The sequence below is a fragment of the Bradyrhizobium sp. Unk1 genome (assembly GCF_059512345.1).
On sequence record NZ_JCAMOP010000006.1, the window covers coordinates 103,853 to 117,090 of the forward strand.

Annotated in this window: 15 protein-coding genes and 1 tRNA gene; 10 read left to right on the plus strand and 6 right to left on the minus strand. The window is 64.8% G+C overall.

Annotated features, from left to right (window positions below):
• The first annotated feature begins 2 nt into the window (after positions 1-2).
• From AC5ZFO_RS09590 to AC5ZFO_RS09600, 3 genes are all read left to right on the plus strand, one after another.
• Positions 3-797 (plus strand): NUDIX hydrolase, encoded by a 795-nt coding sequence (locus AC5ZFO_RS09590; protein ID WP_282521029.1) that lies wholly within the window; start codon positions 3-5, stop codon positions 795-797.
• Positions 798-878: 81 nt separating this feature from the next.
• Entirely contained in the window at positions 879-1,793 is a 915-nt protein-coding gene (locus AC5ZFO_RS09595) for a DMT family transporter (protein WP_282521028.1), read from the plus strand.
• Between the two features lie 125 nt (positions 1,794-1,918).
• Positions 1,919-4,606 (plus strand): PAS domain S-box protein, encoded by a 2,688-nt coding sequence (locus AC5ZFO_RS09600; RefSeq protein ID WP_282521027.1) that lies wholly within the window; start codon positions 1,919-1,921, stop codon positions 4,604-4,606.
• A gap of 8 nt (positions 4,607-4,614) precedes the next feature.
• On the opposite strand, the gene AC5ZFO_RS09605 is transcribed toward AC5ZFO_RS09600, so the two are convergent.
• Entirely contained in the window at positions 4,615-4,968 is a 354-nt protein-coding gene (locus AC5ZFO_RS09605; protein ID WP_306664372.1) for a GrlR family regulatory protein, read from the minus strand.
• 260 nt (positions 4,969-5,228) lie between these two features.
• Here AC5ZFO_RS09605 and AC5ZFO_RS09610 point away from each other — a divergent pair, with 260 nt between their 5' ends.
• On the plus strand, positions 5,229-5,723 hold the full coding sequence (locus tag AC5ZFO_RS09610) for a hypothetical protein (protein WP_085405488.1): 495 nt from the start codon (positions 5,229-5,231) through the stop codon (positions 5,721-5,723).
• A gap of 62 nt (positions 5,724-5,785) precedes the next feature.
• Here AC5ZFO_RS09610 and AC5ZFO_RS09615 read toward each other — a convergent pair whose 3' ends face one another.
• Positions 5,786-6,172: a VOC family protein gene (locus AC5ZFO_RS09615; RefSeq protein ID WP_282521025.1), complete on the minus strand. Its 387-nt coding sequence runs from the start codon at positions 6,170-6,172 to the stop codon at positions 5,786-5,788.
• Positions 6,173-6,353: 181 nt separating this feature from the next.
• Between AC5ZFO_RS09615 and AC5ZFO_RS09620 the strand changes: the two genes are divergently transcribed.
• The 3 genes from AC5ZFO_RS09620 to AC5ZFO_RS09630 all read left to right on the plus strand — a co-directional run bounded on the left by AC5ZFO_RS09620 (position 6,354) and on the right by AC5ZFO_RS09630 (position 7,806).
• Positions 6,354-6,926 (plus strand): hypothetical protein, encoded by a 573-nt coding sequence (locus AC5ZFO_RS09620; protein WP_282521024.1) that lies wholly within the window; start codon positions 6,354-6,356, stop codon positions 6,924-6,926.
• Positions 6,927-7,088: 162 nt separating this feature from the next.
• Positions 7,089-7,577 (plus strand): hypothetical protein, encoded by a 489-nt coding sequence (locus tag AC5ZFO_RS09625; protein WP_282521023.1) that lies wholly within the window; start codon positions 7,089-7,091, stop codon positions 7,575-7,577.
• A 152-nt stretch (positions 7,578-7,729) separates the two neighbouring features.
• Positions 7,730-7,806, plus strand: a tRNA-Arg gene (locus AC5ZFO_RS09630).
• A 547-nt stretch (positions 7,807-8,353) separates the two neighbouring features.
• Here AC5ZFO_RS09630 and AC5ZFO_RS09635 read toward each other — a convergent pair.
• The 3 genes from AC5ZFO_RS09635 to AC5ZFO_RS09645 form a co-directional block, all read right to left on the minus strand.
• Positions 8,354-8,506, minus strand: a complete 153-nt coding sequence (locus tag AC5ZFO_RS09635; protein ID WP_014494567.1) for a hypothetical protein — start codon at positions 8,504-8,506, stop codon at positions 8,354-8,356.
• Between the two features lie 188 nt (positions 8,507-8,694).
• Complete coding sequence (locus AC5ZFO_RS09640; protein WP_282521022.1) at positions 8,695-9,660, minus strand: AraC family transcriptional regulator; 966 nt, start codon at positions 9,658-9,660, stop codon at positions 8,695-8,697.
• A 499-nt stretch (positions 9,661-10,159) separates the two neighbouring features.
• Positions 10,160-10,438, minus strand: a complete 279-nt coding sequence (locus AC5ZFO_RS09645) for a hypothetical protein (protein WP_282521020.1) — start codon at positions 10,436-10,438, stop codon at positions 10,160-10,162.
• A 309-nt stretch (positions 10,439-10,747) separates the two neighbouring features.
• Here AC5ZFO_RS09645 and AC5ZFO_RS09650 point away from each other — a divergent pair, with 309 nt between their 5' ends.
• Positions 10,748-11,209 carry a host attachment protein gene (locus AC5ZFO_RS09650; RefSeq protein ID WP_282521019.1) on the plus strand — a complete coding sequence of 154 codons (462 nt, stop codon included), beginning with the start codon at positions 10,748-10,750 and terminating at the stop codon, positions 11,207-11,209.
• A 30-nt stretch (positions 11,210-11,239) separates the two neighbouring features.
• Here AC5ZFO_RS09650 and AC5ZFO_RS09655 read toward each other — a convergent pair whose 3' ends face one another.
• Complete coding sequence (locus AC5ZFO_RS09655; RefSeq protein WP_282521018.1) at positions 11,240-11,503, minus strand: hypothetical protein; 264 nt, start codon at positions 11,501-11,503, stop codon at positions 11,240-11,242.
• A 291-nt stretch (positions 11,504-11,794) separates the two neighbouring features.
• On the opposite strand from AC5ZFO_RS09655, the gene AC5ZFO_RS09660 reads away from it, so the two are divergent.
• Complete coding sequence (locus AC5ZFO_RS09660) at positions 11,795-12,241, plus strand: hypothetical protein (RefSeq protein WP_063982650.1); 447 nt, start codon at positions 11,795-11,797, stop codon at positions 12,239-12,241.
• Between the two features lie 98 nt (positions 12,242-12,339).
• A complete protein-coding gene (locus AC5ZFO_RS09665) occupies positions 12,340-13,212 on the plus strand; it encodes a DMT family transporter (protein WP_282521017.1) in 873 nt (290 codons plus the stop codon).
• The last annotated feature ends 26 nt before the right edge of the window (positions 13,213-13,238 follow it).

The following is a 13,238-nucleotide window of genomic DNA, read 5'->3' on the forward strand; positions in this document are numbered from 1 at the left end:
GAATGCCAGAGACATCAGCATCGCGCCCGGCTTCGACCATCCTTCTGCTCCGTGACGGTGCAAAGGAAATCGAGGTCTTCATGATGGTTCGCCATCATCAGATCGAGTTCAACTCGGGCGCGCTGGTGTTTCCCGGCGGCAGCGTCGATGCCGGCGACAACGAGATCGTCGCCCGCGCTCACCTCTATTCGGGCGGCGAAGCCTTAAGTGAATCGGATCGCGGATTTCGGGTCGCCGCGATCCGCGAGACCTTCGAGGAGAGCGGCATCCTGCTGGCGCGGGCGAAGGGTTCGGGCACGCCGATCGATGCCAAGCGCGCCGGCGAGATCGCCGACAAGCATCGCGTCGCCCTCAACGAGCACAAGATCAGCTTCCTGAGTATCCTGGCCGACAACGGCCTCCAGCTCGCGCTCGATACGCTCGTGCCCTACGCGCATTGGATCACGCCGGAGGGCATGCCGAAGCGGTTCGACACCTGGTTCTTCCTCGCGGCCGCACCGCCCGATCAGCTCGGCGCCCATGACGGCCGGGAGTCGACCGACTCGATCTGGGTGTCGCCGCGCGAGGCGGTGGAGGGCGGCGAGAGCGGCCGCTTCAAGCTGCCGTTCCCGACCACGCGCAACCTGATCCGGCTCGCCAAGCAGGACAGCGTGGGCGCCGCGCTGGAGCACGCCCGCGGCCTGTCGGTCGTGACGGTGATGCCGGTGATGACCAAGACCGAGACCGGCCGCCAGCTCCGCATTCCCCGCGAAGCCGGCTATGACGGCGAGGTGTTCGAGGTCGGGGCGGTCGGCTAGGATACTTCGATACCAAACGAAGTATTGGCGGCCCCGGACGCGCTAAGGTTCCGTCCATCGCGAATGGACGGGACGTGCAAAATGGATAAGGGACGGGACCCCAACATCGCCGTCGAGCTGGCGCTGCTGGTCGCGCTCGCAACGCTCTGGGGCGGCTCCTACACCTTCATCAAGCTCGGCGTCGCCACCATTCCGCCGATCACGCTGATCGCGGCGCGCACCACGATCGCCGGTCTGCTGCTGCTCGTCGTCATGTGGGCGCGCGGCATCAGGATGCCCACGGATGCCGCGACCTGGCAGCGCTTCGCGTTCCAGGCCGTGCTCAACAGCATGATCCCCTGGACGCTGATCGCCTGGGGCGAGCGTCACGTCGATGCCGCGCTCGCCACCATCCTCAACTCGGCCGGGCCGCTCTTCACCTTCCTGCTCACAGCCGTCGTCACGCGTCACGAGGTGACGACGCCGCGAAAACTGTTCGGCGTGGTCGCCGGTATGGCCGGCATCCTGCTGATCGTCGGCGTCGACGCTTTCCACGACGTCCGCAGTGGCCTGGTCGCGGAGGCCGCCATCGTCGCCGCCACCATCTGCTACGCCTGCGCTGCGATCTTCGGCCGCGGTTTTAAAGGCCTCGATCCGATGGCACCGGCCGCGGGCTCGCTGCTGGCGGGCGCGGCGGCGCTGATCCCGGCCTCGCTGATCGTCGAACAGCCCTGGACGCTGTCGCCCTCGCTGAGTTCCGTGCTGGCGCTGCTCGCGCTGGCGACCTTCTCGACTGCGGCAGCGTTCGCGATCTACTTCCGCCTGATCCAGACGCTGGGCTCGGTCGGCACCACTGCGCAGGCCTATTTGCGCGTGCCGATCGGGGTCGCCATCAGCGTCGCCGTCCTCGGCGAAACCCTGAGCCGGACCGCCTGGATCGGGCTTGCCTGCGTCGTCCTCGGCGTCGCCGCCATGACGATCCCGGCCCGGCGGGCGGCCAGCGTCAAAACGTCATAATCGGGGAGGTGAGACGGGCGGCGGGCTCGCGATATTAAGGATATTCGGCAGCGCGAGGCATGTTCCCCCGGGGCCGCAAACCATCGTATATTGGGCCTCCAATAGCCCGGTCCTCAAAAGCCCCAATGTCCGCCGAATTGACGCCGACCCCTGAGAAAAAGCGAACATTCTCGCTCTCCATCGGCCAGCTCACCTTCGGCAGCTTTCTCCTGGTGCTGGCGGTGATCATCGTCACCTCGACCGCGAGCGTGATCGCGATCCGGCACATCGATACGACCTTCGCCGAGCTGCAGCGGCTCCAGAGCGTCGGCGACCTCGCCGAGGACATCGACCGCCGCATGAACGAGCTGCGGCTCGCCGCGCGCGACTTCGTCACCGATCCCGGCGCCGGCACCCAGTTCAAGCAGGTCGGCGAGGCGGCCTCGACGCTCAGCGACATCCTGAAGAAGACCCGCATCGAGCTCGCTCCCGAGCAGCAGGACATGATCGACGGGGTGACCGAGCGCCTTGCGACCTATCGCAATGGCCTCGAGCGAATCTCGACCCTGATCGACCGCCGCGCCCAGCTGCTCGCCGGCCTGCCGCCGCTGCGCGACCGGTTCGACGTGGCCGTTGGAGCCGCGGCGGACCGCGAGCTCGCCTCCCGCCTGTCGGAGGCGCAGAGCCAGATCGCGCTCGGGCTGCTGGCGCGCAATCCATCCGCCGCCGAGCAGGCCGCGCAGGGGATGCGGGCGATGGACATCGCGGACGCCAGGCTGAAGACGGCCGTGAACGACTATGCCGAGGCCATCATCGCGGTGGCGGTCCGGGAGCGACAGATCGCCGATATCGATCGCGAGGTGCTGGGCACCGAGGGCCGCCTGATCGGCCGCGTCACGGAACTCCTGCGCGAGGTCAGCGCTAGGCGCGGCCACGTGCTGTCGCGCGATTTCGCCCGCACGCTGACGGAGGCGCGGTGGCAGAGCATCGTGTTCGGCACCATCGGCGTCTTGATCGGCATTCTCGCGGCCGGCTTCGTGGTGCGGCGGACCGTCCGGCCGCTTGCGAAGATCGCGAGATCCATCCGCGCGCTCGCAGCGGGCGAGAAGGACGCCTCGATCCCGTCGGCCGACCTCGACAACGAGATCGGCGACATCGCGCGCGCGGCCGAAGTGTTCCGCCGCGCGCTGGAGGAGGCCGACACGGCGCGCGAGGCGGCGGTGCGGGCGCTCACCGAGCAGCGTCTCGCCGAAGAGAGCTATCGCAAGCTGTTCGAGGGCTCGGTCGACGGCATCTATGTCACGACGCCGGCCGGTGATCTGCTCAACGCCAATCCGGCGCTGGCGCGGATGATGGGCTATGACAGCCCGCAGCAGCTCATCGACAGCATCAACGACATCGCCCACACCATCTACGTCCACCCCGAGGCGCGCGCCGAATATCAGCGGCTGATGGCGCGCGACGGCATCGTGCGCGAGTTCGAGTACCAGGTGCGCCAGCGTAGCGGCAACATCCTGTGGCTTTCCGACAGCGCGACGGGCGTGCGGGACGAGGCGGGCAACATCGTCCGCTACGAGGGCACGCTGCGCGACATCACCGACCAGAAGCGGGCGGAAGACGCCATCGCCGAAGGACGGCGCCTGCTCCAGCAGGTCATCGACACCGTGCCCGCGGTCATCAACGTCAAGGACCGCGAGCTGCGCTACGTGCTGATGAACCGCTACATGGCCGGCATCTTCGGCATCGAGCCCGGCGATGCGCTCGGCCGCACCACCGCGGATCTGATGTCGCGCTATGGTGCGGCCAAGTCCGACGAGAGCGACAAGAGGGTGCTCAAGCTTCGAAGGGGCCTCGGCTTCTACGAGGAGGAGTACAAGGATTCCTCCGGCAACATGCGGCAATGGCTGGTCAACAAGCTGCCGCTGCTCGATGCCGACGGCGAGATCGAGCGGATCGTCACCGTGGCGCTCGACATCGGCGAGCGCAAGCGCGGCGAGCAGGAGATGCGCAAAGCCAAGGAATCCGCCGAGACCGCGTTGCGAAACCTGCGCGAGACCCAGGCCTCGCTGATCGAGGCGGAGAAGCTCGCCGCGCTCGGACGGCTCGTCGCCGGCGTCGCCCACGAGGTCAACAATCCCGTCGGTATCAGCCTCACCGTCGCATCCGCGCTGGAGCGCAAGACCGCGATGTTCACCGCCGAAGTCGAGCGCGGCGAGCTCCGTCGCTCCACGCTCAACGATTTCCTCAACACCAGCCGCGATGCGTCCTCGCAGCTCGTCTCCAATCTGAACCGCGCGGCCGAGCTGATCCAGTCGTTCAAGCAGGTCGCGGCCGACCGCAACTACTCCGATCAGCGCAGCTTCGATCTCGGCGACCTCACCGAGCAGGTGGTGATGAGCCTGCGGCCGGGCCTGCGCAAACACAATCTGACGCTCAACGTCGAGTGCCAGCCGAGCCTGACCATGAACAGCTATCCCGGCCCGTATGGCCAGGTGCTGACCAATCTGTTTCTCAATTCGGTGGCGCACGCCTTCCCGGACGGCCGGCCGGGGATCATCGACATCCAGGTGCGCGAGTCCGGCAAGGACAATGTCGAGATCATCTTCTCGGACAATGGCTGCGGCATGTCGCTCGACGTCCGCCGCCGCGCCTTCGATCCGTTCTTCACCACGCGGCGCGACCAGGGCGGCACCGGCCTCGGACTGCACATCGTCTACAGCATCGTCACCAATCGCCTCGGCGGGCGGCTCGATCTCGATTCCGAGCCGGGCGAGGGCACGCGGATCCAGATCATCCTGCCGCGCACCGCGCCGCTCGAGCAGGCTGCGGAATAGTCCCGCGCCTAATCGGCTTCCACGAGCTTGTGCAGCGTGGCGCCGAAAATCAGGCTGGCCTTGCCGACGAGCGCTGTGCCCGTCATCTCCGCGCGGGTGTCCGTGTAGGTCCCGCTGACGCCGATGCCGACCGGGGCAGGGCCGCCGAACAGCGGATTGTCGTCGCCCCGCGGCGAGGTGTGCCGTTGCACCAGCACCTCGCCTTTGAAGGTGTGGTCGTCCTTCACGACGTAGCTGCCGGTGTAATAGAGGTACGCATCGCCGCCAAGAATCTTGCCGTCGCGAAAAAGAATCACGCCGCTGCCCTTGCCGACTCGACCATCGAGCAGGTTCACGTGAATCGAATAGAGGCCGTTCTTCATCACGTCCCACAGGCCGGCCGCCATCGCCCAACGGCGTAACCGGTAGAGCTTTTATGCCAAAGCGCGTTCCCGCGCGCAACGCGGCAGTTTGCCGGCCGGCGGTGCGATCTTGCCGCCGCCAGCCGTAGTTGTCCCGGCTTGTCTATGACACCACCATGACGGTCTGATCATGACGCGAGGCCCGTCGTTGCGAATCAAGTTGGCCCGCGAAATGCATAACCATTGTTGCACTGGCCGCGGGGTGCTGGAGCAAGACAAACGTGAGCAACTGGATCGATTCCGGCGGCGATGAGCCGCGTCTGTACAGTGTGCGTCCCACGATTTGCGAAACACAACGGCCGACTGGCGGCGCGCCACGCTGGCGAAGCATGGTGAGCCTCACTTGCGCCTTGGCTCTGATCGCGCTCGCAGCCCCCTCGGGGCATGCGCGCGACCGTGGCCAGTTCGTCAACACCAATGCCGAATTGAAGGCGTGGTTCGACGGCCTGCGCAGCGGCAAGGGGCCTTGCTGTTCCGATGCCGACGGCTCGGCGCTCTCGGACACCGACTGGGAGAGCAAGGACGGACACTATCGTGTCCGCATCCCGCGCCTGGGCCACGTGCTCGACGGCCAGCAGCAGGAGCTCGTCTGGGTTGACGTGCCCGAGGAGGCCGTCATCTCGGAGCCGAACCGGGTCGGGCGCACCATGGTGTGGCCGATCTACGGCTACATGGGCGTCGCCATCCGCTGCTTTATGCCGGGCAGTATGAGTTAGCCGGGCGATAGCGCGCCCGGCTTCTCGTCGACCTCCGATGAGGCGCCAGATGAGGCGATGGGTCAGGTGTATTTCTTGTCGCGCTCGAGCAGCTCGATGGAGATGCCTTCCGGGCCGCGGATGAAGCAGATGCGCACGCCCGGCCGGATCGTGGTCGGCTCGCGCGTGAAGGTGACGCCCTTGGCCTTGATCTCGGCCGCGACGGCGTCGATGTCCTTCACGGTGAGACCGAAATGGTCGAGACCCTGATGCGGGTGCGGCGGCGGCGGGTTGACGGCGTTGTCGCCCTCGAGCGACGCGATGAAGATCTTTGCGCCGCCGAGATTCACGTCGATCCGTCCCGGTGCGCGCACGATCTCTCCGCCGAGGATGTCCCGCAGCCAAGCCGCTGTGGCCTCAGGATCGGGACTGCGCAGATGGACGTGATCCCAAGTGACGGCGATTGGCATTTCATGTTCTCCCAACGGGGTCTTCGATGTTGCAGCGCATGTTAGCGGCCCCGGCTGGTGATCACCACCGTCCTTGCCGACTCGGCATGAGCGCGGGAACCTTAGTTCGTCTCCCGGATTAAGGTAAGCGGTGGCCGAGTCCGTCGTCGAACGGGCTCCGGCCGCGGTCGGTGATGCAGCCATGAACGCCAGGTTTGACCGGATCGGGTGGGGACGTTTCGCCGGGAGCGGCGAGCGCTTGGCGCGAGCCGTGACGATCGCGAGCGTCTCGTTCGGGCGAAGCCTGCTCTGGCTGCTGGCGGCGATCATCGTCGGCTGCGGTGTGTGGATGCTGCTGCCGCTCTCCAGGGGCAACGGCGCCGAGCCGGTGAAGTCTGACGTGGCAACGGTCGAACCGGCACCTCCGGGCAGTACGGCGGCGGCGGTCTCGCCGATTGTCGAAGCTCAGGCTCCGGCTGCGGCAGAACTCGATCGCCTCAAAATCTCATCGCAGACCTGGCGCCGTGGCGGGCTCGGCTCGAAGGCGCTGGTGACGTTCACGCTGCGAAACGACAATGACTATGCCGTTAAGGATCTGGAGATCGTCTGCGCGTTTACGCGGCGCGATGGCAGTCATCTCACCGACCGCAGCCGCATGCTTGCCGACACGGTAACGATGAAGAGCCGCAAGACCTTTGCGCGTATTCCTGTCGGCTTCATCAACGTTAACGCCGATCAGGCGAAGTGTTCGCTGGTCGCAGCACGGCGCGCGTAACGTCCGGCAGTTCCCGGTAGCGGAAAAGTTACTGTCCGCAGGCCTTGGCCAAAAAATTGGCGTCGCCATTTGAACCGAAGGGCAGGGCCAGGAACCAATCAGAGTATCGCCTGTTTAAGGCGAAGAGCCCACGCGGGGATTGCGGGGGGCGGAGTGCGGCCAATGCCCATCTTTCGGTATTTCATGTTTGTCGGCGGAGCGTTGCTCGGACTGCTGTTCGCGGTGAACTTCGTCATGCCGGCCTCGCCCGTGGCGCCAGCCGCCGCGACCGCAAGCAACGACCAGCCGTCGATCCGGATCCGGTCCGATCGCCATCTGCCCGAGCGTGTCGTGCTCGACACCAGCCAGCCGTCGATTGCCCCGCCCGCGGTGAAGACCGCTGCCGTCGTTGCGCCTCAGCCGCCGGATACCGCGTCGGCAGCGGCCCTCGCAGAGATGTCGGCCAAGGCGCGGGTGCGCGAGACCTTTGCCCAGTTTACGCCTGGTTCGAAGGCCGACGCCGCCAAGAAGCCGCAGGCTCAGGCTCAGCCCAAGCGTAAGGTCGCCAGAGCGCATCCGGCCCCGCAATATCAATATGGTGGGCCACAGTATGGCCGGCCGATGATGGTGGCGCAGCAGCCGCATTTCGGCCTCTTCAACACGACCTGGTGACAAGCCCGCTCTGACCCGCCTCCGCGGAGGCGGGAAGGGCTTTTTATTGGCCAGCCTCTCTGCTAATTCGAACCCGTCCGAACGGCGCACGATGTCTGGCTTGCCAGCCGCGGTCCGCGCTTCTCGGTTGCGGCCCAATACCCGGGCCGGGGGCGCTCGTAGCTCAGCTGGATAGAGCATCGGATTTCGATTCCGAGGGTCGGGAGTTCGAATCTCTCCGAGCGCGCCAATAAAATCAATAGCTTGGCTTATGATCGCGATCAGGCAGCCGAGCTCGATAGGCAGGCCATCCATTGGGGTCTCGAGGCTCGCAACCGGCCGAAGGCTGTTGCTGATGCTTTCAACCAATGCGCTAGTCAGGCTCGGAAAGTCGCCGCTCTCTTGCGCGTCGGCGTTGCCTCCTGCAGTCGCGGCGGGTCAAAGGCTGCGGCGTGCTCGTCCACCGGTTTGCAACCTTGGGGAAAACGCTCCCTAGGTCAGTACGGCTGCATTTTCCGAATCGCCGCCCTGTGCTCGCTCATCCAATATTTCGGCGCGGGAGTGCAGGCTTGAGCCAATTTTTATCCCTGTTGTTATTGGTGACGGCTCTGACGTTGACCCTATGCTTTGGGGTGGCAGCTTGGCGTCAATCCGCCGGCAGAGATGTAGATATCACCGCCGCCATTCCACATCGGGGAACCGGCTGGAGGTCGGAACGGAGCAACTGAGGTCTTGCGTTCGCCTCCGGTTGCGGAATCCTGATCAAACTCAGGTCCAAGCTCCAATCACTTCGTTGACTACTTGCCCTGGATCTTCAGCCCATTGGGGCCGACATTGATCTGCAGGCCGTCGGGCTGTTTCTTCGCCTGGTAGAGGTTGTAGCCGAGCACGGCTGCCGTGACGACCAGAGCCCCGATGATCAGAAACAAGACGTTGCGGTTGATGGACATTCTCTTCCCTGAACCACTTGATTGACGGCGACAAAAACCCCGCGCGGAGGGCGCGCGGGGTTTCTCAGCGCGCGCCCGGGGCTGGCTGGCGGCGCACTGCTCGGACCTGACAACGTCGTTCGAGGGAACCTGTTCCATAGCCGCCCGACCCGTGGTCAAGGCAAGCCATCGGCGTCGCGCCTGCGGCGTCAGCTCGCAGAGAAACCGGTGTGCCGGGCCCGTGCCAGCGTGTCGGAAGGCGCCTCGTGGAAGATCGCGCGGTAGGCCGCGGCAAACTCGCCGAGGTGATGAAATCCCTGGGCGCGTGCGCATGTGGCGACCGTCGCGCCGCCGCCCTTCAGGAGCCGCGAGCGTGTGGCCCACAGCCGCTTCAGGCGGATGTATTGATGCAGGCTCATGCCGCGCACCTTGCTCACCGCGCCGCCGAGCGTTCGGACCGAAACGCCCAACTCGCCGGCTAGATTGGCCGTATAGATCGGAGCGGTCGGATAGGCCGCGACGTAATCGTCGATCTGTTGCACGAGCCTGGCTGATCGCGCGCCTGCATTCGGGGCGGTACGATCAGACAACGGGTCGATTTGAAACAAATCGTCGAAGGCGAGCAGCAGACCCTCCTGGAGATGCGCGGCGACCTCTGTGGTTTCGAACATGTGCGGCTCTACGGACGCGGTCCGCAGGATGTCGAGAACGAGCTGACGCGCGTAGAGATGCGCCGCGGGGTCCGCGATGCGAACCCACAATGCATCGGCGCGATCGAACCAGCCGCGATCCCTGAGCGCGGGGGAGAACATGATCAGCGCGTGGTAATTGGTCTGATGCTCGACGAAATGACAATGATGATTGCCGCGCAAGGCGATGAAAACGCGCGAGTCGAGTTCGATCCCGCTCGAGCTGGCCCGCAGATCGTCGGTCATCGGCAGGATCACCATGCCGCCCGGTGCGCGATAGGCGGTATCGAGAATCCGCGCAAACGACCTAGCCACGATGATCCGGCACCCCGGCAGGTTCACGATCGCACGCGCCGCAGCGAAGTTGGCGACGTCGAGCGGAATGCTACGGGCGTCTTCCATCGACTCGGCGGGTCGAAACGCGTCGACATCGGCAAACCGGATCAGCTGGAGGGCGGAGGAGGGGGCGAGAGCGTCGAAGAACATGCTTCTGGCCGAATGCTGAAATGTGACAATTAAATGAAAATCGATACATCGCAATCAATGGCGAAACAGGATGATTCAGTAAACCGGATTCCGGGCCGTAGTATTGCGGACATCATGCCACGCGGCAGGTCGATGTCACCGTCAACGGTCCCGGTTCATCGGTTGGCCTGAGGCGAGGTCGATGAAATGGAGACGCGTGCAGGCGGGACAGGCGAAGGACTCGAAGCTCCGCCCCTCGAGCCGCCGTCCCTCAAGCCTCCGCTCGCCAGGCCTCCGCTCGCCAGGCCTTGGCTGCCTCTCGAGATGCGTCTGCACATTCATGCCCGTCTGGGGGCATCGGAAAACAATGAAATCCGCCATCGACGTAGAATGACGGCACGGCGAATTTCATCTTTGATCTAGATCAGTTTTGGAATCGCTCCACGCGGACCGCGAGCACGCGAATGGACGCAACGCGCGATCTCGCAAAAGCGAAGGGGCCCGAGGGCCCCTTCAGAAATCACCAGCGGCGATAGCGTGGTCCGTAATAGCGAGGCCCATAGGCGCGTGGCCCATACCCATAATATCGGGGCCCGTAATACGGCCGCGGGCCGTAATACCCATCATAGTTCGGGCGCCAGAAACAGCGTCCCCAGGCGTCGCAGACCATGCGGACCTGCTCGACGTCGGAGACCTGCGGCGTCGCAGGTGCGGGCGCGATGGGCATGGCGGACGCCGCCGGCGATGCCATCATGGCACCGAACAGGGATGCCGCGACGAGGCCAGTCTTGAGATTCATGATGTATTCCTCTGCTTACGCAATACAGGATATCGAAGTCGTTCTGATCAAATTGTGGCGGAACCGAAATGTAATGCTGATGAACAAATCTTCAGCAAGCTCGCCGCAGGCCTGACCTTTCGCTTCGCCAGACTATCCCACGTCGCGCGCGTGACCAATACTGCGCTTGCACTGGCGCTGCATGGCAGGACATCGCGTTTATCCTTGATCCTGCGCAATTCGCCGGGACGGCTTCGTCCCTAGTCTTGCCGTAGCCAGCGCTTCGAGGAATTCGAAGAGCAGGCTCGCGAGATCGCTTGGAGCTGTGCAATGGACAAGATGAGAATAGACAAGGGTGACTGGCTGGTCGTGTGCGACGGGCGCAAGGCGCTCATTCTGGAAAACCTCGGCGACGAGATGTTTCCGAACCTCCACACCCGGGAGGTGCACGAGCAGCCCAATCCCTCGACCGGTGCGCAAGGGACCGATGCGCCGGGCCGGCTGAACGCCGCCGTCGGCGGCGCACGCAGCTCAGTCGAGCAGACTGATTGGCACGATGAGGCCGAGCGCGCCTTCCTGCGGAGCCTGGCCGGCCGGCTCGATGCCGCCGTCAGCGCTGGCGAGACCTCGGCCCTGACCATGGTGGCCTCACCACGCGCGCTCGGCATGATCCGCGCCGATTATTCGGACGTCGTGCGCAAGGCGCTTCAGGGCGAGGTCGGCAAGGACCTCGTCAAGCTGCCGGTCTACGAGATCGAGAAGCAATTGCTGCTGTCGGGCGCCGCCAAATAGCGGCACCCGCAGAGGATGCGCCAGCGCCCCTCAGAAGCAGGGGTGCCGACGGCCGTCCTGGCCGACATAGGCGGCCGAGCTCTGGTAGCAGTGGTTGGTCGACGGGCCGTCGTACAAGGCGAACGTGCCGGGGGTGATGCCGGGCCCGTAATTGTGCAGATAGCTGATCGGGTAGGGCAGCGGGTTGGTGTAGTGGCGGTGGTACCGGTGGTGTCCCCGCGCCTCCGCAAGGCTGGGGGCGAGGATTGCGGCCGACAGGGCAGCAACCGCGGCTACAAGCTTCAACGTGCTCATCTCGATTCTCCGGAACCGGCGCGAATAGGTCAGGTGTTTATAGCCATTTCGGGCCGCCGGGGCACCCATCCGGCGCCTGGAAATCGGGGCCAATCCCGCCGATTCCCGGGTGGGTGTGACAGAATTGTCGGAAGCAGGGGCGAAGGCTGCCCATTTTTGGCCTTTTCGGGATGCTTAACGAATTCCCCACACAAGTATGGCCAAAGAGAATTCGCTCAAGAATCCCGTCGCCGGCCCTTTGGGGGTCCTTCGAGGCCGGTTCATTCCTGAAGGCTTTTGCCGTCACGCACCATGCGCATCACGCTTTTGAGCCTGCTGTTGCTCTCCGTCGCCGCCGCCACGCCGGCGCGCGCCGAGCTGCACATCACCCGTGACCACGGCGGCTACGTCGAGGAGTACAAGGCCAAGTACAAGCGCGTCCGTGAGAAGGGTGAGCGCGTCATCATCGACGGCATCTGCAACTCGGCCTGCACTCTGGTGCTCGGCATGGTGCCGATGAACAAGATCTGCGTGACGCCGCGCGCCAGCCTCGGCTTCCACCAGGCCTATTACGACAAGGCCTTCACCTTCGGCATCAAGGTCACCAGCGCGGAGGGGACGTCCGACCTGATGTCCTATTACCCCAACACGGTGAAGGACTGGATCCGCCGCAATGGCGGGCTCACCACCGACATGAAGAAGATCAAGAACGGTGTCGAGCTCTGGAAGATCATCGACCCCTGTCCGGAAGAATGGTGAGCGGCTGAGCTGCGCGCCCGCGGTCCGTCGCAGCGCAGCATCGCTCGTTTGGAAATTCGCATTGCCGCATAGGTCCCGGTCGGGCAATGAGGGCGGCAATGAACCATAATCAAGAAGCCCTGACCGCTCGCGCCGCGCCGATCCTGTTCGTCGTGCTCTGGAGCACCGGATTCATCGGCACCAAATACATCATCAACAACGCCGATCCCTTGACCTATCTCGCCATTCGCATGGCGATCGTGGTTGGCCTGATGGCGATCATCGCAGGCGTTGCGCGACCGAAATGGCCGGACCGTGTCGACGTCGCGCATAGCGCCGTTGCCGGCATTCTCGTCCACGGCTTCTATCTCGGCGGCACCGCGATTGCGATTGCGCATTCGATCCCGGCCGGACTCTCGGCATTGATTCCGGGCCTTCAGCCGATCCTGACCTCGACCATCGCCAACCGCTGGCTCGGCGAACGCGTGACGCCGGTGCAATGGGCGGGGCTCGTGCTTGGCCTCGGCGGCGTGGTGCTGATCCTGCACGGACGCCCGATGACCGGCGAGGCCGGGCTCGGCTGGCTCGCCTCGGTGGTATCGCTGATCAGCATCACGCTCGGCACGCTCTATCAGCGCCGCTACTGCAACCACATCGACTGGCGCGCCGGCAACCTCGTGCAATATATCGCCGTCACCGTCTTCTTCACGGTCGGCGCCTTCTTGTTCGAGGACCGCGTGGTGCACTGGACGCAGGAGTTCGTGCTCGCGCTTGCCTGGCTCGCCGTGGCGCTCTCGATCGGATCGATCGGGCTGTTGTACTGGCTGATCCGCCACGCTGCGGCGACCTCGGTTGCGAGCCTGTTCTACCTGGTGCCCGCCGTCACGGCGCTGATGGCCTATCTGCTGTTCGGGGAGAAGCTCGATGCGCTGGCGATTGCCGGCATGGCGATGTGCGCGGCGGCAGTGTTCGTGGTCAACCGGCGTTTCTAGGCACGCAGGCCAGTACGTCGGAATAC